The organism is Desulfogranum aggregans (assembly GCF_055398265.1).
In genome coordinates this window covers 2,929,286-2,949,093 of the sequence record NZ_AP042447.1, presented here as the reverse complement: position 1 = coordinate 2,949,093, position 19,808 = coordinate 2,929,286, and the positions used below count along the sequence as shown (strand labels likewise).

The window sequence follows — 19,808 nt, the reverse complement described above, 5'->3', positions numbered from 1 at the left end:
CCGAAAAATAGGGGGTTGCGCTCCATTCAGCTCCCGGTTTTTTCAACATATGGGCAAGTGTGGTACATGGATTGCTTTGTGACGGGAAGACGTTACAGCCTCGAAAAGTATAGTCCGCTTGATCCTTATCAAGACTACATAAACGTAATATTTAAAGGAACATTATGAGCAAGTTGCAGAGTAATCACGTTTTTACCTCAGAATCAGTGAGTGAGGGACACCCCGATAAAGTTTGTGACCAGATCTCAGATGCTATTCTTGATGCCTGTCTTGAACAGGACAGCAAAAGCAAAGTGGCTTGTGAGACCGCAGTTACCACAGACTTTGTGGTTAACCTGGGGGAAATAACTTGTAATGGCTGGTCGAATATCGACCCGGAAAAAATCGCAAGGGACGTTGTTCGAGACATCGGCTACGACCGTGCTGAGCTTCTCTTCTCCTGCGACACCTTCAAGTATCTGTGCCATATCCATCCGCAGTCAGCGGATATTGCCCAGGGCGTTCTGGAAGGTGAAGGGCTTTTTACAGAGCAGGGTGCTGGCGACCAGGGGATGATGTTTGGCTATGCTACCAATTCCACCCCGTCTCTGATGCCCGCCCCGATTTACTACAGCCACCAGCTGCTGGAAGCGCTGCAGATTATACGAAAGCAGGGCGATATTGGTTATCTGCGTCCGGATGCAAAAACCCAGGTTTCCGTCGAGCATGTTGACGGTACGCCAACCAGAATCACCTCCATTGTTATCTCACACCAGACAGATGATATTGCCCTTGAGACAATTCGCAAGGACCTGATCGAGGTTGCAAGAGATGTGTTTATCCCAACCGGTCTCATTACCGAAGACACCCAGTTCTTTATCAATCCAACCGGTAAATTCGTTATAGGTGGCCCCCACGGTGATGCGGGTCTGACAGGGAGAAAGATTATCGTTGATACCTATGGCGGAGTCGGCTGCCACGGTGGTGGCGCATTTTCCGGCAAGGATCCCTCCAAAGTGGACCGCTCCGCAGCCTATTATGCACGGTACGTTGCCAAAAATGTGGTTGCCGCAGGGCTTGCAGAAAAATGCGAAATCCAAGTTGCCTATGCGATCGGCGTTGCCAGGCCTCTAAGCATCAATATCGATACCTTCGGTACCGGAAATGTCGAAGAGAAGAATATACAGGAGGTTCTCGAAGCCGGAGAAATTTTTGATTTTCGTCCGGCATCCATTGTCCGCGACCTGGGATTGACTACCCCGCTCGGCTGGAACTACAGGCAGACAGCAGTGGCCGGCCACTTCGGCAGAGATATATTCCCGTGGGAACAGACCAACAGGGTCTCCCAGTTGCAGGAAGCGCTCGGTATCTCTGCCATGGCAGTCGCTTAGAATGAGGCCTGTAAACGTGCAGAATCACACCGCCGGGGAGATTTCAGCGGATCTCTACAGTGGGGAAGAGGATACAGCAGCAGCAGACGGCCTCGTTCCGGATGCCTCAGTGATTCAACTGCTCATTGCTGCGTCATCGTTTGAGAGGCGATAAGAACGACTACATTTTCGGAGTTATGTATCCATGGAATTATGGTGGGAGAGACCGGGATTAGCCTACAACGAGAACAACCAGGTTACTTTTGCCGGTAACAATGTGCAAAAACTGGGTGAGCAGCTCGGAACACCGCTTTTTTTATATAGTGCTGATAGAATTCTCGACAATATCGAGCGGGTATACCGGGCTCTTGAAAATACTGGGTTACGCAGCAGAATTTACTATGCGCTGAAGGCCAACCGATTCGGGCCGCTGCTCACCTTGATCAAGTCATCCACCGAATGCGGTGTCGACGTCTGCTCGCCGGCAGAAGTGAGGCATGCGTTGAGCTGTGGATTTCATCCTTCCGACATATCATTTACCGCCACCTCAGTGTCCAATGATGACCTTGATTTCCTCACCAGGCTCACCGGTGTACAACTTAACGCCGATGGCTGCAGCATGATCAGGCGGATCGGTGAACGCACTCCAGGCAGGTCAATCGGAATCCGTATCAACCCTGCTATGGGCACAGGATACGCTTCCAACAAATTGCTTCGTTACAGCGGTGAGAAACCGACAAAATTCGGGATATATGATTCTGAGCTTAAACAGGCTGTTCAGCTCGCCCATCACTATGACCTGCATATTGACAGGGTACATTTTCATACTGGCTGCGGCTATTTGAATGACCAGCTCCCGGCCTGGGAGCAGATCCTTCAGCAATGCCTGGCGATGATTGCAAAGATACCGACCGTTGAGGCGATTAACCTCGGGGGAGGCCTCGGGGTCCCGCTGACAGCCGAAGACGAGCAGCTGGATCTCTCTGAATGGGCAGCGGTCATAAAGCGGGTTTTTGGTGATACATCCTATGAAATCAACGTCGAGCCGGGAACCTACATTGTAAAAGATGCAGGCGTATTGGTGCTGGAGGCAAATACCGTAGAGACAAAGGCCGGCAAGCGCTTTGTCGGAGTGAACGGCGGCTTTAATTTAACAATGGAGCCGGTGCACTACAAACTACCCTGTGAACCGGTGCCATGTGTGCTTTCCAGAGCAAAAGAGGCATCTTTTGCTCCTGCCCATCTTACCCCGGTCACCTTTGCCGGTAACATAAACGAAGCACTCGATGTGCTCATCGAAGATCTCATGGCCCCACGTATTGAGGAGGGAGATCTGCTCGCCTTTATTAACGCCGGAGCGTACACCTCATCCATGAGTTCGAACCACTGCATGCGAGGAGAATTTTCAGAATATCTATTAATGAGGCAAGCGACAGTAACAGAGTAAGAGATTGAATACAAACGATTGAACCCCACAGGAGAATCACAATGCTCATATACCCTGATGAATTTGGACTGGACCCGAAGTGCGGTTACCCCAAAAAAGAAGATTTTACGGTCTGCCGACGTGAAGACGGAAAAGGCGCCGGTGTCTACACCAAAAAAGACCTCAAACGCGGAGAAATGGTTGCCAGAATTACAGGAAACATTGTGCCCACTGTACTGCAGCATACCCTGCAGGTTACCCCTACCACCCATATGTACGATCCGCATTTCACCGGGTACCTTCTTCACTCCTGTGCGCCGAATGTTCACCTTGATATGACGGAGTTTGAGCTGTGGGCATTACGTGATATCGATGCCGGGCAGGCACTGACCATGGACTATGCGCAGACCGAAGACATACTGTTTAGACAGTTTCCATGTTTGTGTGGAACCCCAAACTGCCGTATTTGGATTACCGGTCGTAAAGAAGAGGTGAGTCCGGAAGGGATTGCCTACATTGAACAGCAGTTGCAGCAGCATGACCGTGAATCAAGTGAAATTGTGATGGTAGCATGCTGATTGAGAAAGGACATATGGAAGCCGAAAGTGGGATAACCGAAGAATTAAGTACAAAAGATAAACGGCATACTCTCCACCCATGGGCCGACCTTGCCACCGCCTCCACAAAGGGGGATCATGTCATCAAGAAAGGGAAAGGGTACCATGTGTATGACAGCGACGGCAAAAGGTATCTCGATGGCATTGCCGGTATGTGGTGTGTCAATATCGGATACGGCAACCAGGAAATGGCGGAAGCTATAACCAAACAGGTTGAAGAGCTTGTCTACTATACGCCGTTTGGTGCGATGACCAATAATCTGTCTGCCGAACTGGGAGCAGTGTTGGCAGGACTAGCTCCAGGAGATTTGAACCGCGTCCACTTCACCACCAGCGGTTCCTGTGCGGTCGACTCTGCAATCCGTTTTGTCCACTTTTATTTCAGCGCTCTAGGCAGGCCAGAGAAAAAACATATTATCTCGAGAACTGAAAGCTATCACGGCGGTTCTTTCCTTACGGCTTCTCTGTCCGGTAAAGGGGTTGATCGGACATACTTTCATTATATCTCTGATATCGTGCATCACGTAAGCGGGCCGAACCCTTACCGCCGTGACCAGGGACTGTCCCTTGCTGAGTACTGTGATCAACTTGTCGATGAGTTTGAGAACAAGGTTCTTGCAATCGGCCCGGAAAAGGTCGCCTGTTTCATCGCTGAACCGATCATGGGTTCAGGCGGTGTGCTGGTTCCGCCGCCGGGCTATCACAAGGCGATGAAAAAGGTGTGTGAGAAATATGAAGTTCTCTACATCCTTGATGAGGTGGTGACTGGTTTCGGCAGGCTTGGACATTTTTTCTCAGCCGAGCCTGTGTGGGGGATTCTTCCCGATATCATCACAACGGCCAAGGGGATAACCAGCGGCTATCAACCCATGGGGGCGGTGATGATCTCCGACCGGTTGTATGATCGTATCTCGGGAAGCAACGCACCTGAAGCAGCCTATTTTACCAATGGGTACACCTATTCTGGCCATCCGGTCGCCTGCTCTGCAGCGCTCAAAAACATTGAGATCATGCAAAGGGACAATATCTGTGAACATGTACGCGAGGTCGGTCCCTATTTTATGGAGCAGTTGAAAACCCTCGAGCGCCACGAAATTGTCGGGGAAACCCGGGGCAATCACCTGATGGCCTGTATAGAATGCGCTATCAGCGGCAATCGAACCGTAGCCGAAAGAAAGGATATGACAGCGGCCCAGATAGTCGATCAGTTCTGCGATCAGCAGGGCCTCATCGTCCGTCCGTACGAGGCGCTTTTGATTCTGTCGCCGCCCCTGGTCATTGATAAGGCTGGGATAGATGAGATGGTAGCGATACTCGACTCCAGTATTAAAAAAGCAACCAAGGCGTTACGGTCAAGCGGGCTGATCCAGTAGATTTTTTCCCACACTGTACGACAAAATGGAGAACTCCATGCAGCAAAAAATACTGATTAACGGCGCCTTAGTTGAGGGAGAAGGAAGCGTCGAGCATATACTGAACCCTGAAAACGGGGAAAAGATTGCGGAGATAAAGGGAGCAAGCGCTGCCCAGGTCAATGAGGCGGTAACGGCTGCGGAAAATGGCTTTGGTTCTTGGTCCTCCGTACCGCCTGCGGAACGGAGTGCGCTGCTCATGCAGGTAGCCGATGCCATTGAAAGCCGGTCTGAAGAACTGGCGCGTCTTGAGTCCCTTGATACCGGAAAGCCTTACGCGCGCATGCTCGAGGATGAGATTCCGGCCATCGTCGACTGTTTTCGTTTTTATGCCTCGGCCTGCCGCCTGCTCACCGGGTCTGCTGCCGGAGAATATTTTGCAGGCATGACCAGCATGATCCGCCGCGACCCGGTTGGGGTTGTGGCTCAGATCGCGCCCTGGAATTATCCATTGATGATGGCTGCATGGAAAATTGCACCTTCGCTTGCAGCGGGAAACTGTGTTGTTTTTAAACCATCTGAAAATACCCCCCTGACCATGCTGGAGTTGGCTCCGCTGTTTCAGGAACTCTTTCCTGCAGGAGTGCTGAATATCGTTGCCGGTAACGGTCCCGAGGTTGGTGCTGAGCTGGCCAGGCATCCACGGGTGCGCATGATTTCCGTCACCGGTTCCGTGGACACCGGAAAAGAAGTGCTCCGTCTTGCGGCAGGCAACCTTAAGCGGACACATTTTGAGCTCGGCGGCAAGGCACCCGTTATCATCTTTGACGATGCCGATATTGCCGATGCTGTTGAAACAATCCGTGCCTATGGATACTACAACGCAGGCCAGGACTGTGTTGCCGCGTGCAGGGTCTATGCTGCTGATAAGATCTATGATGCGTTCGCCCAGGCACTCGCAGAAGCTGTCCAGACCATCAAATACGGTGATGTCAACGATCCGGATGGAGAAATCCCGCCCCTCATTACAGCAAAACATCGGGAGCGGGTTGACGGTTTTGTACAGCGGGCAGTAGCAACCGGGCACATGGAAGTGCTCTGTGGTGGGAAGATGGTTAAGGGGCCTGGATTTTTTTATGAGCCAACGGTGCTCAAGGGTGCCCTGCAGGATGACGAGATTGTCCAGCAGGAGGCGTTTGGGCCTGTGGTCTCCATCACTCGCTTTGATAACTCGGTTGAGCAGGCCATCACGCTTGGCAATGATTCTGAATATGGCCTGGCATCATCGGTGTGGACCAGCGATGTCGGCAAGGCCCATGCCGTTGCGGCAAAACTGCAATATGGTACCACCTGGATAAATACCCATTTTATGCTGCCCAATGAAATGCCGCACGGCGGTATGAAGCAGACAGGCTATGGTAAGGATCTTTCAATGTACGGGCTCGAGGACTATACAGTGGTACGGCATGTGCTCGTTACGCACTAAATCGCTTGTAGTGGCACCAGATTACGCCTTTTTCTGTCAGCCATTGCGTTGCAATTTTTTGTAACTATTCAGAAGCATTCCAACGCTTCACAGTCTGTCCGTCTCGCATACCGATGGAGAGCTTTTCGGCCAGCTTGTGAATATTTTGATCACTGCTGAACAGTTGCGGTTCGGGATAGAGAGAGCTTTCAGCGCCTTGCTGAAGGAGTTCACCAATTTTACAGGTTACAAAAATATCCCCGCCAATCTGCACCATTTTTTATCCTGAGCTGCGGTTCAAGACGATTTCAAACACCAGTACTCCCTTCCGCCACTTTTGTCTGTTTTTCAATCTCCCGTTGGAACCTTGTACAGCTGTGCAACTCTAATGAACGAAAGGTTTGGAAAACGGCAGTTTAAGGAAAGTTACGATGACCAAAAGCTATGCTGAAATAAACGAAAAAATTGCCTCTGGAAAAGCGGTTGTTCTTACCGCGGAAGAGGTGATTGAATACGCAGACAGAAAAGGACTGGAGAAGGCCGCCAGGGAAATAGACGTTGTAACGACTGCAACATTTGGCCCTATGTGTTCCTCCGGTTGTGTCCTTAACTTTGGGCACCCCGCACCCAAAATGCGAATTACTGAAGCATGGATTGAGGATGTTCCGGCGTATTGCGGGCTTGCCGCGGTAGATGTTTACCTTGGAGCGACACAGATTCGCCACAATGATCCTGCCAACATGTATTTTCCCGGAGAATTTCTCTATGGTGGCGGTCACGTGATCGAGGATCTTGTTGCCGGAAAGAAACTGCAGCTATTTGGCCTCTCCTACGGCACCAACGACTATCCGAGAAGAGAAATTCGAACCATGTTCGATATCAATGATCTCAACCAGGCGATAATGACCAATCCACGCAACTGCTACCAGAATTACAATATCGCTACCAATACCTCGGATAAGACGATTTATACCTACCTCGGCATTTTAAAGCCCAACATGCGCAATATGACCTATTCGTCGGCCGGGCAGCTCTCTCCACTGCTGAATGACCCGTTTTATGAGACTATAGGCATGGGCACCAGAGTGTGGCTGGCCGGCGCCCAGGGTATAGTCTACTCCCAGGGGACCCAGCATTGCAGCGATGTTGAACGGGGAGAAAACGGCGTTCCTGTTGAAGGTGCGGGGACGCTTGCACTTTCAGGCAACATGAAAGACATGGATCCGGAGTTTGTAAGAGGCGCCAGCTTTAAAGGATACGGTGTGTCTCTTGCGCTTGGAGTCGGTATTCCCATCCCCATTCTCAATACGGAGATCCTGAAAAGAACAACCGTACGAGACAGCCAACTCTTTGGCACCGTCACTGACTATTCGGTAGACTACCCACAGAAAACAGGCAAGATACTTGCCCGGTATTCCTATGAAGAGTTGCGTTCGGGGCAGGTTGAGTTCAACGGGAAAAAGGTCAAGGTCTCTTCAATCTCTTCGTACCGCAAAGCCCAAAAAATTGCAGGCATCCTCAAGGCAGAGGTTGAAGATGGAAAGTTTTTGTTAGCTGAACCGGGCCAGCGATTGCCGTTGAATCAGGGAATGCAGGGATTGGACGTGGTGGAGGGAAAATGATGATTACTCAAAAAGTTGTTCTCTATATTCCCAAAAGCAAAATCGAAAAACCCCTCATCTACCAGTTGGTCAGGCAATACAACCTTGGTGTGAACATGTATCGGGCAAAGGTTACCCCGGAAGAAGAAGGCTATCTCTCCCTTGAACTCACTGGCACGGATAAGGACATGGAGCGAGCCTATGCCTACCTCAAAGAATGTGCAGTGGAAATTCATGCCGGAGATATTGGTTTGCAGTGGGATGCCCAGAAGTGCGCCCACTGCGGCAATTGCATCGTCCATTGCCCCACCGGAGCCCTGCATTTTGTCGACACGGAGAGTAGAACAGTAGGTTTTTATGAAGAAAAATGCGTTGAGTGTCTGGCCTGCTTACAGAACTGTCCCTTTGCTGCATGCAGTTCTGCTTTTTAAAGGATCTCATGCGCATCCGCAGGAGAAGTACGGGTTGGCTGTTGGCTCGACTTGAGAGAGGCGGCCCGCATGCATGGTCAAGAGCAATGCACCCGATCTACTCTACGCATTTGTTTGTTTATCAAGATTCCTTCAAACGAAAGGAACATTAGACCACTTCAGGAGCATGCTGGCGGGTATCAGCAGGTTGCGGGAGAGGAATAATTGTACCAAAAAGGACCTGGAGCAAGATGACACCAGTTGAACACGAAATACTGATTGTAGATGGAGCCTGCGGAACGAATCTGCAGTTGATGGATATCCCCCAGGAGGCCTGGGAAGGAAAAGAAGGGTGCAACGAGCTGTTGAACCTGACCTCGCCGGACTCAATTGTGGCCTTGCATCAAAGCTTTGTAGAAGCCGGCGCAACGGTGATTGAGACCAATACCTTTGGCGCAAGCTCAATTGTTTTGGGAGAATATGCGCTTGAGGATAAGGTTGAAGCAATCAACCTTGCCGGGGTGGAGTGTGCCCGTAGAGCAATTGACGGTAAACCCAATACCTACATTGCAGGATCCGTCGGACCTGGAACCAAGCTGCCATCCCTTGGGCATATTGAGGTCGCAGAGCTGGCCGACGCCACAGAAGAGCAGATACGTGCATTGGTAAAAGGCGGGGTCGACCTGCTCATCATAGAAACCAGCCAGGATCTGCTGCAGATGAAAACAGCGATGACAACCTGTTTCCGGGTGCTGAAGGTGCTGGGCAGAGAGGATATTCCGGTGATGGCCTCGGTGACTATTGAACGTACGGGGACCATGCTGGTCGGGACCGACATCGCTGCAGCAGCGGTCACTTTTGAACCCTTTCCTCTGCTGTCTTTCGGTTTAAACTGTGCCACCGGGCCAGCGGAAATGGAATCGCACATCAGGTACTTAAGCCAGCACTGGGCCGGACGCATTTCTTGTGTGCCCAACCAGGGACTGCCTGAAGTGGTGGATGGCAAGACCTGCTATCCGCTTTCACCTGAGCAATACGCCCTTGATATGAAGCGATTTATTGAAGAGTTTGGCGTGAGCATTGTTGGCGGTTGTTGTGGGACCAGTCCAGAGCATACCAGGGCGCTTGTACAAACCCTTGAAGGCGTGAAGCCCGCAACTCGGGAGGTGACCCAATGAAACCTTCCGTTGCAAGCTTATATCAAGCCGTTGAACTGCAGCAGGAAATACCGCCGCTTCTCATTGGTGAGCGGGCCAACTCAAACGGTTCAAAAAAATTTCGTGAGCTGCTGTTGGCCGATGACTATGAAAGCTGCCTGAAAATAGCCCAGGAGCAGGAAGCAAAAGGGGCGCACATTATTGACCTGTGCACTGCCTATGCGGGTCGCGATGAGCTCACTGACCTGACCACCTTGGTCAAAATGTGTGCGCGTTCGCTGAAAGCCCCGTTGATGATTGATTCAACCTCCCCGGAATGCATTGAAGCCTGCCTTCAGATATATCCGGGACGTTGCGTGATCAACTCCGTTCATCTCGAGGACGGCGGAGCGAATCTCAGGCGGGTTTGCGCTGCAGCAAAGGAGTATGGCGCGGCTCTGGTGGCACTGACCATTAATGAGCAGGGCATGGGCATGGCGGCTCAGGATAAAATTGCTATTGCCAGAGAAATACATGACATCGCAGTGAACGAGTTCGGGCTCCGTCCCAGCGATCTCCTGTTTGATTGCCTGACCTTTACTGTTGGCTCGGGTGATGAAAACCTTCGCGATGCAGCTCTTCAAACCATAGAAGGGATCAAGCTGATAAAAAAAGAACTTCCTGGCTGTCTTACCGTCCTGGGGCTGAGTAATATTTCCTTTGGCCTGGCCCCTAAGGCGCGGAGAATTCTCAACTCGGTTTTTCTCCATGAAGCAGTCGAAGCCGGTCTTGATGCCGCCATTGTGGATGCGGCCAAGATCATCCCCCTGGCCCGTATAGGTGAGGAGGATCGCCGGGTATGCCTTGATCTGCTTTATGACCGCCAGGGTGCGCAGGAAGAAACCCCGCTAATGCACTTTATTGAGCATTTTAGCGAGATCAGCGATGATGGCTTTGACCAAGAAGAGGTATCGAAAACCACGCAGGAAGAGCAATTGGCTCAACAGGTTGTAGCCGGCGATAAGGATGGAGTAGAGGATATTCTCGCCGCGCTTATGCAGCGTTATACGCCTCTTGCCATTATCAACCAGATCCTGGTTCCGGCCATGCGTCAGGTTGGCGAGCTTTTTGGTAAAGGAGAGATTTTACTTCCCTTTGTTCTCCAATCCGCTGAGGTGATGAAAAAGTCGGTCAGTTTACTTGAGCCGTTCATGGAAAAAATCGATGCCGACAACGCCACCAAAGTTTTGTTGGCTACGGTTCAGGGGGATGTTCATGATATAGGGAAAAACCTGGTTGAGATAATCCTCTCTAACAACGGCTACAACGTATACAACGTAGGCATTAAAATGTCGGCCGAGGCGATTATTGCCAAGGCTCAGGAGTATGATGTGGATGTCATCGGCCTCAGTGGGTTGCTGGTGAAGTCTGCCATTGCGATGCAGGAGTCCTTGCCGCAGTACCAAGAAGCTGGGTTGAAGGCGCCTATTCTGCTTGGCGGGGCAGCACTGACCCCCAGGTTTGTAGCTGAATCCTGCGTTCCCGGTTATGACGCCCCGGTTGTCTACTGTCAGGATGCCTTTGCTGGTTTGAAAGCGGTACGTGAGTTTGAGGAAGGCACGTTGCGTTCCACTCGTTTTGATCCCAAGCAGAAGCGCCCGAGGGTGAAGCCTGGCGTGAGGGAGAGTTCCATTGATCGCCACCATACCGTACCGGAACCACCTTTTCTTGGTCAACGCTACCAAGAAGATATTGATCCGCAACGGCTCTTTCCTCTACTCAATAAACAGGCACTCATTCGTGGTCGCTGGGGCTATCGACGCGGCAAGATGGGAGCAGATGAGTATCGGGAATTGCTAGAGGGCACCGTTGAGCCGATATATGCCCAGTTATGCCGCTCAACCGTTGAGCAAGGACTGCTTCAGCCTAAGGTAAGCTATGGGTATTTTCGCTGCTACGCAGAGGGGGAGACCGTTTTTGTTGAAGCTGATGGCGAGGTGCACCCTTTTGGCTTTCAACGACAGGGTTCAGCCCCTTTCCGCTGTATCGCAGACTATTTTAAAACCAAAGAAGAGGGTGGTGATATCGCTGGTTTTTTTGTTGCCACCATTGGTGGAAAAATAGCAGAGCAAACAGCCAGCCTATATGAGGGGGATGCATACCACGACTATCTCATGCTCCATGGGTTCAGCGTGGAGGTGACCGATGCGCTGGCTGAGTATTGGCATGCACAGATGCGACGTGAGCTTGGGATAAGCACTGACGATGCTGAAGGCGTGGTAACTCCTGGCTACCAGGGCTCACGCTACGGTTTCGGCTATTCAGCTTGTCCGGATATGGATGTCCATGAACCGCTTTTTGCCATGCTCAAGCCGAAAAAGATCGGGGTGAGCTTAACGGAGAATATGCAGATGGTTCCCGAGCAGACTACCTCAGCTATCGTGGTACACCACCCACAGGCGCAATATTTTGCGGTATGACCATGGAAGGGCGCGAAAGGATTATTTGTATCAAGCGTAGACTGGCTGAAATCCAACTGCTGCATCATCCCTATTCTTTCGCCCTTTTGCTCTTGACTGCCTGCACAAGCAGAACCGTTGCAGTTGGGACCATCAGGCTCAAAAGAGTTACGGTGATGAGCAGAGCGCCAAGTTGGTTGTAAGCCCCCCGCTCAATAAGGAACAGTTTATTGGCGTAGGCTGTGGCGAGTTGAGAGGCGGACAAGGCAAGGTTGGTGAAGGCCGCCATAACTGCAAAGTAGGTCGCTTTCTGGTTGGCTGGAGCCTCTCTGGCTATCCAGGCCAGCATGGGTACCATTGCAACCTGTCCCAGCGGGGAATCGGCCATGGTATCGATAATGGCTATGGTCCTGGCGCCAAAGCCCAGGTGCTCGGCCGTCCACTCATGGAGTCCGTAAAACATACCCACATAGGGTAGCTGCATTATGCTGTTGTAGATGGAGAGGAAGATGATGAGGTAGGGTATGGGATGCCGACTCATCCAGCCTCTCAGGCAGAACAGGCCGGCAATGACCAGCAATGATGAAATTTGGCGAAGGGTACCGAAAAACGCCTCGTTGAATCCAAGCACGTCAATCTGCCACCAGCTCGCACCTGCACCAAAACCGGGCATGGCGCGAAAGGCAAAGACAATAATCGCGATTCCTATAATCTCGGTTCGCTTTTCCCTGTCCAGGTCCTTGAGGATGACGTGCATCAGATAACTGATCACCCCGAGTGAACCGAGGAAAATGGCTTCTTTCTTTAACGCAAATTCAGATAGGCCAAGCACCAGGCTGAGCAGGATAAAGGCACAGCTGCCGCCGAGGATGTACCAGTTGGGGGGTAGCTCCTCCTCAGGACCGGAAACATTCATTGCATCAACACCCAGGTCATGAAGCCGGCGCCGGCGTACCCGCTGAGCTATGTCGCCAAGGGACACTCCCAGAATGGAGATGACCGGAATGATAAGGGCGTACTGGTACATGACCTGGTAAGACAAGGTCATTGCCAGCCATCCCCCTAGACCTGCGACCAGGGCACTCCCGCCAATAATTGCGATTCGGCCAAGCGTCTGCATGGTAATATGCATGCGCTGTATTTCATCCTCTGCTATTTCCTCGCCGCTTGAGTCATGCGTCGGCACAGCCTCGACTGTCATGGCATCGGCTACCACGTCCTGAAGCACGAAACCTATTGGTGCCAGGAGGCTGGCGAGAACATACCACTGCTCTGCCTGCAGCATTCCTGTCATGAACCCAGGGTGACCGGTGAGGCCGATCATAATGAGAAGGCTCGCTGCCATGAGTGTCGCCCCGAGATAGACAAAGGGAGCTTTATAGCTCCAGAACAGATCGACCAGATGCCCGAGAGGCATTTTCAAAGCCCATGGCAATCCAACCCAAAAACCCAATCCCGCAAGGAATTCAGCTGAGAAGCCCAGTTCTTCCTTTACATAGAAGCTTTCGATTATCCCGGTAAACCCGGAAACTCCGGCGGCGAGGTAGATCATTAAGGGAGGGATGTAGCTCCAACGCATATCCTGGATGATGCCGAGGACATCATCTCGAAACCATCTTCCCACGCGTTGGATCAGGCTGAGGAAGAGGGTGTGTCTACTGAGGCTTTTCACAGCGGTTCAGTCCGATGAGCATTCTGTTCAATCCCGCATTGATGCTGCGTGTGTGTGCGTTATGCCAGTATCAGCCGCAATACTCTCCAGGATTCGAGCACGAGTATTACGCCCCAGAAAAGTATGCAGATGCCTGCGGCTGCAGCTGAGATGTCTTTTATGACTTTGACCTTATGGCTTTCCTTGGTGGTAATGAAATCGCAGATGGCTTCTATGGCGCTATTAAACAATTCGGCCTGGAGCATGAGGGCTGTAGCGGCCGCGAGAAGGAGAAAGTCGACCCATTGTCGGAAGAAAAAGAAGATCAGCAACACAACCGTGGAAAGTATGAGCTTATAGGTGACACTCAGATCATATCGAATGGCGTATTTGAGTCCGGAAAAAATTATTCGTATCTTTCTGACTGGATGATAGCCGGTGTCACCGGTACCTAAAAATTTATTTCGCATCTATTCCGCCTGTTATGAAAAGAGGAATGAGCCAGTGAAGCATATATACCCAGCTGGCTCCGACAACGGCCCCGACAATGACGTCGGAGACATAGTGTACTTTCAGGTAAATGCGCGAATAACCTACCGTAAAGATGATGAGCCCGGATAGCGACCAGGCTGCAATGCCTGCTTTCATCGGCATATATCGGGTTGTAATCAGCGCAAGGGCAACAAATAAGGAGGTGGCCTGCGCGGTATGGGCGCTGGGAAAGGAGAAGTCCTTGGGCATATTGACAATCATATCCTGGACAACGGACGGCCGCGGCCTGGAAAAAACTAGTTTTATGAGATGGGTAATCAAGGATGAGCCAAGTATGCCGCCCAGGATAAGGCATACATCGGCAAGGGAGAACACCCTCCAGAACAGGGCAATGATAAGGAGCGCACCAGGAAAGAGGACAAGAATTGACCCAAACCAGGTTACGCATAAAAAGAAGATATCCATAGGGCAATTGAATGGAAGAGCTATTTCATCAGAGGCGCCTTGCTGACGTTATTGTCGGGGAGGCGCCTCCAACATGGAATAGAGGTATTTGTTGGCTGTTGTCTTATGGTGCTCTATTGCAGATCCGAACAAATAACGACAGGTTGAGTCGATTTGTGCATGTACAGAGATGATCACGGTCACCGGTGCATGAGCAAAGACCGCGCCAGTCCGTGCAGCCTCTTGCCTGTACCATAAACCTCATCATTTTATTGGGTTATTCCCTCGTCACCTTGTACGTACCGTTGGTGCGTACATAGAGGAGAGTCTCCTCCCTGATTGTTGAGGCAATCTGATGCGCTGCGGTACCGCCCATTGAGCTGAAATAGCTCCCGGGCTCCAGGGTCTTCATATCTGTTTTGCTCACGGTATACTGTGGCAGTCCCTTAATGACTACAGCTCGAAAAACTGATCCGGCACTCATGATTTTTCCGGTGAACCCGGCAGGCAGCTTAAGAAATGTTCCATTCATTTCACCTGGCCCGGTATCTCCCCAGAGGTAGGCAATCTGCGGGCCGTTGGCATGGTCTGCTTCTTCTTGCGTGGCGATCCGGAGAGTGTCTGAGGCGTCCAGCCATACAATGTTTGACCTGTCCACATTAACAGGCCGCTCTCCGCTGTCAAACGCTTCCTCTTTTGGTAGAACGAGGTATGGTCCTTCCTCAATTTCTATATACGCCAGGCTGCCCTTCTTCATGGCAGAAGTGATGTGCACTTCTCCTTTGGGCTGCGTCCAGAATGAACCGGCGGGCATCCACATCTTGGCAGCACCGGGGTCGTCGTTATGGATGACGCCCTGAATAACTACACCGCGGTAAGAGATATTGTGTATATGGGGAGGAGACTGGAAGTCTTCAGGCGGTCGGAGAAGAAATCCTGTCGGCTCATTCCCATTTCGATCTCCCCAGAGGGTGCCGGCCTTGGGAGCAAGATCACCGCGCTTGGGGTTAAGGTGATCCCACGTAACTTCAGACTTCAATACTACCTCTTTGGCTGCCTCGGCGGCAACCACTCTGCTGGTGCTGGTAGCGAAGAGAACTGCTAATGCAACTACCTGAAATGCGTTCATTGTCTTCCTCAATTTTTTTGCTGTTTTCCTTGAGATAAAAACGATAAGACAGGACGTCTAACCCGGCATCAGCAAATTACTCTCCTGGAATTATTTCTGTTTTGAGACTGGCCTCGCTTCTCCTGCGCCTCTGGGTGTGTATCGTGCATCAACACCAACACCATGCAGCTGGATGGTGCAGGATGCTGGATGGCAGAAGGGCTTACCGACCTGTCAGGCACAGACTCACCTTGTGCACCTCTCCGTTGCGAACCATCTGCATTTTTTCCCAAAACAGTTTATCGCTTTCATAAAGGGACCCTGCAGCGAGGCGCTTGAGGAACTTGGTTCGCTGGGAAGGACCACCGTTATACATGGCATACAGAAGACGAGCCATTGTCGGATCATCCAGTTTTTTCTTACGGATCTCTTCGCGCATGGCGTAGCGTTTGAGGTAGAGGGCGGCTATCTCACTTCCCGCAGCAGCATTGTAACGGATATCCCAACGTAGACGATGCAGGTCGTACAATCCCCGCCAGACCCTTTCATTCACCTGCATCAGGCCGACCGAGCTACGGTTGTACGAGAGAAGATAGGTCAGCTTGCTGTCCTTGACGACAAACTGACGAAAACAACTTTCCTGCCACGCCATTGCCTGGATGAGTTGCTTGAACATGGTCTGCCGTGATTCAGGAACATGGCCTTTGACCAGGGTTGCGGTGGTAGCGGTTGCGAGCACCCGCTCTATCCGTTGGATATACTCATCCACATTGGTCTGCGGTACCTTCCAGCGCAGTATCTGTTGCATTGAGTTATCCCTGGTGCCTGCATGTGCACTGGAGACAGCCAAGGTTTCAAGTATGCTCCGAATCCAACCGCTGGTAGCTGGAGGGGGCTCCTCCTGGGGCAGAGGGTCCTGTTGCGGGAGGTCGTGCAGCGGCTCTATCTGAAATAGTTCCTGAAGGTCGGTATTGGGCTGCATTCGGTATTGGAGCAGGCTGGCGTTCCCATGCAGCATCTCCATCAGCCGTACCAAGCCGGCGGTACTGATCTCCACCCCAAAGGTTGGCCCAAGTCTATCCATGACCATCAACGCGTCGGCCGAAGAAAAAAAGGCGAGATACCCCAATATGCCACTGGCATCGCCCTGCTGCAGGAAATGTCGACGGAAAATGGGAGCCAAATCATGCCATGCAGAGAGAAATTGCTTCCTGACAATGTCGTGTTGAATCGATGCATCGGCGAGTTCCGATACAAAACGATGCCTGGTTTCCAGCAGGACGCCAACCAGCACTTCTTTTTCTTCTTCGCTCAGCGCCTCTCCGGCTAACCTGGTGATCAGGAACACCAGCAGTTCATCCCACTGCTCCCAAAGGGCAACGGTCTGTTCCAGCGTTTGTTTCTGCGACTCCACCTGCAAGCGTTCTTCATGGGGGGCGTAAACACTGGTCACATCGGCAAGAACCGGAAGATAAAGGGCATCAGGCTCTACCTCTATGGTTCCCGGCCGCATGGACTTGAGCATGGCTTTCACCTGTTGCTCTTTGTCAGGAGGGAAAAGCGGGAAAAGAAAGGTTTTGATATCTGCAACAGGCGGCATCAGGTCGATGCTGATGCCCTCGAGGTAGGATGTGATATAGGGCTCTGCAAATTTCCAGACCATGCCCGCAACTTTGGCCGGGTTCCGTTCAGCGTCAAGCAGTTCGGATCGAACCGTGGTGAAAGAAAGTTGCCAGGTATCAGGGTTAATGATCGGCTGTTGATACAGGACCACATATCCCTGGAGCCGCATCGGGGTAAAGCAGGATTCACCAAAGGGAACCCCTGTCTGGGAATCAATACGAATTTCGACCCGTATGGTACCCTCCTTTTGGCTTATTTGCGGCGTTGCCAACCGCAGGTGAATGCATCCTCCGGCTTCATGAACAAGGGTTGCCGATTCCCCGGTCTCGGTAAAGGCACGAGTGACCAACAGTTGTCTCAGCAGCGGGTAGTCAATGGTGATGGGGAGGGACACCGTCTGCATGTCTGCCCGGGCTGCTGTGAGTGCGAGAAACAAAAGGGTGAACATGGTCAGGGTCGTGTTGATAATTTTCAGTATGTTCATGGCGAGGGCAGGAGGAGTAATAAAGTGGCTTGTGGTCGGTGGCGTGGAATTTTTCACCCGTGACCCTGTGGGTGGGCGGTCTCGGGTCCAGGTTGCGTGCATACTCTCTCACAGCCTTATGAGTAATATTCAGGCGGTGCAATTGCAACCATCATCAGAAAACGATAGCATTGCGTGGACATTACCTTTTACCTCGCCAGCTGCCCACAAGAAAGAGCAACACAGCGATCCCTGTCCCGGCAAGGGGAGCGGCAGGGCTATCGTACTGCCCCCCAAGCAGCACACCGCTGATCATCACTGCTGCTGCCATAATGGTCCAGGACAGGCGGTGAATCGACCTGTTGAGCCGGAGGAGTATGGTACGGCTGTCTTTACTGAGGGTGGTCTGGATACTGAGTTCGTCGCGTTCAGCCTTTCGAACGATGGCTTCGAACCGTTGTGGCAGTTTGTAGAGCGCCTGACCGAGCACAAGTAACTCGTTGAAGTACTGCTGCCAGTTGCCTGCCAGCTCAGCAGTCGCCAGCCGTTCGGCAAAGGGGATTATTTCCTGCCAGGGATCGAATTTTTCGTCGAGTTGAGTGGCGATGCCCGAGAGTATGGCGATGGCGCGAACCGCAAAGAGCATATCCACCTGCAGCTGGAACGGAGCGTCGTAAATCAGGTCGCGGTACTCCCGCATCATGGTCCCTGCCTCGCTGAGGGCCATGTCTTTCATGGCGCTTATATCAGCCCCCCAGAACTTGTCGATCAGGCGCTGGTGGACTTCCTCCAGCCGTTGGAGATCGGCACCGGGCAGCAGGGTGCCGGCGCTGACATACGACTGTACAATGCGGCGGGCATCGCCGCTGCCTACCCCGATGGCGTATTCCCGCAGCGCCTGGCGCAGGCGTTTGGGGATTTTGGTCACCATGCCGAAATCGACAAAAGCAATCTGGTATGAACGTTCAGGGGCAAAAGGGGCAGAATCGCCCGGGCCAAAGGCTGGGTGGCCTGCAAGGCGTTCTTGTTCGGTGGGCAGCGGGCGGATAAAAATATTGCCAGGATGGGGATCGGCATGGATAAAATGGGTGCTGAAAATCTGATGCAGGTAGACGTTATACAGTTTTTTGGCGACTGTTTTCGGGTTGATACCCGCCTGCTCCATGGCACTGCTGTCGGCAATTTTTATATACCCGACATTTTCCATGGTTAAGGTGTGGTCTGCGCAATAGTCCCAATAGATCTTGGGTATATAGACCTGCGGCTCATGGGCAAAGTCGCTGGCAAATGTTTCAGCGTTTTTTCCTTCGGCTGTCAGGTCGAGTTCATTGCGGGTAACAGTGGTGAACTCCTCGATCAGCCAGTCCAGATTCACCCGTGCAGTAATCTTTGTGTAATGTTTGAGCCAACGGATTGCGATGGCAAGAGCGGCAAGATCGGTCTCAACCAGTATATCAATACCTGGTCGCAGCACTTTAATGACCACTTCTTCGTCGGTTTCGGCAAGACGGGCCAGGTGCACCTGACCGATGGACGCTGCACCGAGCGGTTCCGGGTCAATCCAGGCAAACAGGGCATCAACCGGACGGTTAAAATCTTCTTCAATCTGTGGAATAAGCTCCTCAAGCGGCGCGGAGGGGAGTTCATCGCGGAGGCCGACCAGTTCCTGGATGACCTCTGAAGGCAGGAGGTCGACCCGTACGCTGAGAAACTGTCCGAGCTTGATCAACACTCCGCCCATATCAATTGCCAGGAGACGAAAATTACGGCTGATTTTCTGCCAACGGCCGGAGGGCCGGCTTCGAAACAGGCGAAACACCGGCCTGTTCATGAAGATATCCCAGAAGAGAATGTGCAGAAAGGTGCGGAGGAAAAAGTTTCGGACGGTCTTGAATCGTTTGCGGTCTATGTGAGGTTGTGTCTTCACAGTCTGCAGAGGACGTCCTTACAATGTACCTGAATCCGTGACGGATGCAGGAGGGTTTTCAGCGCCGATAGGGCAGCGCCAGTGGCCATGCGGTCAGACTCTTCTGTTAGTATAGTTCCTCGGCCACCGTTTGGTAAGGTGTGGACCGGAATGGAGAGCAGCAGGGCACGGGCACTGAGCTCTCTGACTGAAACTATTCGGAGGTAAGGGCAGAGCAGATATGGTGATTGACGGTCCCGCAACGGGGTTTGTATGCTGTGCCTGTAACATCATATATTACGCAGA

General features: G+C 51.9%; 17 protein-coding genes. 10 read left to right on the top strand and 7 right to left on the bottom strand.

Going from position 1 to position 19,808, the window contains the following annotated elements; translation table 11 throughout:
- Window positions 1–164: 164 nt before the first annotated feature.
- Genes metK through ACZ52Z_RS12915 form a run of 6 tightly spaced genes read left to right on the top strand, consistent with a single transcriptional unit; the run spans window position 165 to window position 6,230 of the window.
- Window positions 165–1,370, top strand: a complete 1,206-nt coding sequence (gene metK, locus ACZ52Z_RS12940; RefSeq protein ID WP_464267200.1) for a methionine adenosyltransferase — start codon at window positions 165–167, stop codon at window positions 1,368–1,370.
- A gap of 16 nt (window positions 1,371–1,386) precedes the next feature.
- Window positions 1,387–1,524 (top strand): hypothetical protein, encoded by a 138-nt coding sequence (locus ACZ52Z_RS12935; RefSeq protein ID WP_464267199.1) that lies wholly within the window; start codon window positions 1,387–1,389, stop codon window positions 1,522–1,524.
- A gap of 30 nt (window positions 1,525–1,554) precedes the next feature.
- Window positions 1,555–2,796, top strand: coding sequence for a diaminopimelate decarboxylase (locus tag ACZ52Z_RS12930; RefSeq protein WP_464267198.1), 1,242 nt, complete (start codon window positions 1,555–1,557; stop codon window positions 2,794–2,796).
- Window positions 2,797–2,837: 41 nt separating this feature from the next.
- Entirely contained in the window at window positions 2,838–3,353 is a 516-nt protein-coding gene (locus tag ACZ52Z_RS12925; RefSeq protein WP_464267197.1) for an SET domain-containing protein-lysine N-methyltransferase, read from the top strand.
- Window positions 3,354–3,367: 14 nt separating this feature from the next.
- Window positions 3,368–4,765, top strand: coding sequence for an aminotransferase (locus ACZ52Z_RS12920; protein ID WP_464267196.1), 1,398 nt, complete (start codon window positions 3,368–3,370; stop codon window positions 4,763–4,765).
- Between the two features lie 37 nt (window positions 4,766–4,802).
- Window positions 4,803–6,230 (top strand): gamma-aminobutyraldehyde dehydrogenase, encoded by a 1,428-nt coding sequence (locus tag ACZ52Z_RS12915; protein WP_464267195.1) that lies wholly within the window; start codon window positions 4,803–4,805, stop codon window positions 6,228–6,230.
- A 64-nt stretch (window positions 6,231–6,294) separates the two neighbouring features.
- On the opposite strand, the gene ACZ52Z_RS12910 is transcribed toward ACZ52Z_RS12915, so the two are convergent.
- Window positions 6,295–6,486 carry a hypothetical protein gene (locus ACZ52Z_RS12910; protein WP_464267194.1) on the bottom strand — a complete coding sequence of 64 codons (192 nt, stop codon included), beginning with the start codon at window positions 6,484–6,486 and terminating at the stop codon, window positions 6,295–6,297.
- Between the two features lie 154 nt (window positions 6,487–6,640).
- On the opposite strand from ACZ52Z_RS12910, the gene ACZ52Z_RS12905 reads away from it, so the two are divergent.
- The 4 genes from ACZ52Z_RS12905 (at window position 6,641) to ACZ52Z_RS12890 (ending at window position 11,836) form a co-directional block, all read left to right on the top strand.
- The gene (locus ACZ52Z_RS12905) at window positions 6,641–7,831 is read left to right on the top strand and encodes a homocysteine biosynthesis protein (RefSeq protein WP_464267193.1); all 1,191 of its coding nucleotides are present in this window, start codon (window positions 6,641–6,643) and stop codon (window positions 7,829–7,831) included.
- On the top strand, window positions 7,828–8,241 hold the full coding sequence (locus ACZ52Z_RS12900; RefSeq protein WP_464267192.1) for an NIL domain-containing protein: 414 nt from the start codon (window positions 7,828–7,830) through the stop codon (window positions 8,239–8,241). Before ACZ52Z_RS12905 ends, ACZ52Z_RS12900 begins: the two co-directional genes overlap by 4 nt.
- 230 nt (window positions 8,242–8,471) lie before the next feature.
- On the top strand, window positions 8,472–9,398 hold the full coding sequence (locus tag ACZ52Z_RS12895; RefSeq protein WP_464267191.1) for a homocysteine S-methyltransferase family protein: 927 nt from the start codon (window positions 8,472–8,474) through the stop codon (window positions 9,396–9,398).
- Window positions 9,395–11,836: a methionine synthase gene (locus ACZ52Z_RS12890; protein ID WP_464267190.1), complete on the top strand. Its 2,442-nt coding sequence runs from the start codon at window positions 9,395–9,397 to the stop codon at window positions 11,834–11,836. Before ACZ52Z_RS12895 ends, ACZ52Z_RS12890 begins: the two co-directional genes overlap by 4 nt.
- Before the next feature lie 70 nt (window positions 11,837–11,906).
- On the opposite strand, the gene ACZ52Z_RS12885 is transcribed toward ACZ52Z_RS12890, so the two are convergent.
- The 6 genes from ACZ52Z_RS12885 to ACZ52Z_RS12860 all read right to left on the bottom strand — a co-directional run bounded on the left by ACZ52Z_RS12885 (window position 11,907) and on the right by ACZ52Z_RS12860 (window position 19,523).
- Window positions 11,907–13,487 (bottom strand): MFS transporter, encoded by a 1,581-nt coding sequence (locus tag ACZ52Z_RS12885; RefSeq protein WP_464267189.1) that lies wholly within the window; start codon window positions 13,485–13,487, stop codon window positions 11,907–11,909.
- 59 nt (window positions 13,488–13,546) lie between these two features.
- Window positions 13,547–13,936, bottom strand: a complete 390-nt coding sequence (locus tag ACZ52Z_RS12880; protein WP_464267188.1) for a diacylglycerol kinase — start codon at window positions 13,934–13,936, stop codon at window positions 13,547–13,549.
- Entirely contained in the window at window positions 13,926–14,423 is a 498-nt protein-coding gene (locus ACZ52Z_RS12875) for a phosphatase PAP2 family protein (protein ID WP_464267187.1), read from the bottom strand. The genes ACZ52Z_RS12880 and ACZ52Z_RS12875 overlap by 11 nt, the downstream gene beginning before the upstream one ends.
- Before the next feature lie 256 nt (window positions 14,424–14,679).
- Window positions 14,680–15,531 (bottom strand): DUF4437 domain-containing protein, encoded by an 852-nt coding sequence (locus ACZ52Z_RS12870; RefSeq protein ID WP_464267186.1) that lies wholly within the window; start codon window positions 15,529–15,531, stop codon window positions 14,680–14,682.
- A 202-nt stretch (window positions 15,532–15,733) separates the two neighbouring features.
- Entirely contained in the window at window positions 15,734–17,674 is a 1,941-nt protein-coding gene (locus ACZ52Z_RS12865) for a lytic transglycosylase domain-containing protein (protein ID WP_464267185.1), read from the bottom strand.
- A 124-nt stretch (window positions 17,675–17,798) separates the two neighbouring features.
- On the bottom strand, window positions 17,799–19,523 hold the full coding sequence (locus ACZ52Z_RS12860; protein ID WP_464267184.1) for an ABC1 kinase family protein: 1,725 nt from the start codon (window positions 19,521–19,523) through the stop codon (window positions 17,799–17,801).
- Window positions 19,524–19,808 lie beyond the last annotated feature (285 nt).

What these genes read in the sequence shown, in the direction of transcription:
- metK (WP_464267200.1), top strand. Translation starts at nt 165, where the DNA reads ATGAGCAAGTTGCAGAGTAATCACGTTTTTACCTCAGAATCAGTGAGT.
- ACZ52Z_RS12930 (WP_464267198.1), top strand. Translation starts at nt 1,555, where the DNA reads ATGGAATTATGGTGGGAGAGACCGGGATTAGCCTACAACGAGAACAAC.
- ACZ52Z_RS12925 (WP_464267197.1), top strand. Translation starts at nt 2,838, where the DNA reads ATGCTCATATACCCTGATGAATTTGGACTGGACCCGAAGTGCGGTTAC.
- ACZ52Z_RS12920 (WP_464267196.1), top strand. Translation starts at nt 3,368, where the DNA reads ATGGAAGCCGAAAGTGGGATAACCGAAGAATTAAGTACAAAAGATAAA.
- ACZ52Z_RS12915 (WP_464267195.1), top strand. Translation starts at nt 4,803, where the DNA reads ATGCAGCAAAAAATACTGATTAACGGCGCCTTAGTTGAGGGAGAAGGA.
- ACZ52Z_RS12910 (WP_464267194.1), bottom strand. Translation starts at nt 6,486, where the DNA reads ATGGTGCAGATTGGCGGGGATATTTTTGTAACCTGTAAAATTGGTGAA.
- ACZ52Z_RS12905 (WP_464267193.1), top strand. Translation starts at nt 6,641, where the DNA reads ATGACCAAAAGCTATGCTGAAATAAACGAAAAAATTGCCTCTGGAAAA.
- ACZ52Z_RS12900 (WP_464267192.1), top strand. Translation starts at nt 7,828, where the DNA reads ATGATGATTACTCAAAAAGTTGTTCTCTATATTCCCAAAAGCAAAATC.
- ACZ52Z_RS12895 (WP_464267191.1), top strand. Translation starts at nt 8,472, where the DNA reads ATGACACCAGTTGAACACGAAATACTGATTGTAGATGGAGCCTGCGGA.
- ACZ52Z_RS12890 (WP_464267190.1), top strand. Translation starts at nt 9,395, where the DNA reads ATGAAACCTTCCGTTGCAAGCTTATATCAAGCCGTTGAACTGCAGCAG.
- ACZ52Z_RS12880 (WP_464267188.1), bottom strand. Translation starts at nt 13,936, where the DNA reads ATGCGAAATAAATTTTTAGGTACCGGTGACACCGGCTATCATCCAGTC.
- ACZ52Z_RS12875 (WP_464267187.1), bottom strand. Translation starts at nt 14,423, where the DNA reads ATGGATATCTTCTTTTTATGCGTAACCTGGTTTGGGTCAATTCTTGTC.
- ACZ52Z_RS12870 (WP_464267186.1), bottom strand. Translation starts at nt 15,531, where the DNA reads ATGAACGCATTTCAGGTAGTTGCATTAGCAGTTCTCTTCGCTACCAGC.